The sequence below is a fragment of the New Jersey aster yellows phytoplasma genome, assembly GCF_002554195.1.
Taxonomy (GTDB): Bacteria; Bacillota_I; Bacilli_A; order Acholeplasmatales; family Acholeplasmataceae; genus Phytoplasma.
In genome coordinates, this window is the sequence record NZ_MAPF01000021.1 from 1 (window position 1) to 565 (window position 565).

Below are 565 nucleotides of genomic sequence, written 5' to 3' on the forward strand. Positions count from 1 at the left end.
TAAATAATTGATAAAATTAAAATTAGAAAGTTATTTTGAATATGTATTTAAGCTTAAAAAAAATAAAATTTAGTTCTAAATTTTATTTAATTATATTTATTTTTATTTATTTATTATTAAATTTTTATCAAAAAAATTTAGTTTTTGCTATGAAGAATAATAATTCAGATTTAATACCAAAAAAAAGTAATGATTCTGAAATGATTGATATTAAAATTTTAGACAAATATTCAGAAACAGAAAATGAAACGAAAGAAATAATAATATCATTTAAAAAATTTCTACATAGAATAAGAATAATACAAGAAATAACACAACAAAATATAAATAAACTAATATATACATTGAATAAAATGAAAAAAATTATTAATATTTTAGAAACCAATAATAAAAATTTAGAAGATGAAAATAAAAAATTAAGAGAAGAAGTTAACTTATTAAAGAATCTTAAATAAATTAAAAATCAATAAAAAATAAGCCCCTAATTTAATAGGGGCTTTAAAAATATAAAAATCGTACCCCGCGGAATGTTAATTTTAATCAATCTATTAATTTTATAATAACC

1 protein-coding gene is annotated in these 565 nt (G+C 15.6%); it reads left to right on the top strand.

Annotated features, from left to right (window positions below; genetic code table 11):
- The first annotated feature begins 149 nt into the window (after positions 1-149).
- A complete protein-coding gene (locus tag BBA70_RS00850; RefSeq protein WP_252861470.1) occupies positions 150-455 on the top strand; it encodes a hypothetical protein in 306 nt (101 codons plus the stop codon).
- The last annotated feature ends 110 nt before the right edge of the window (positions 456-565 follow it).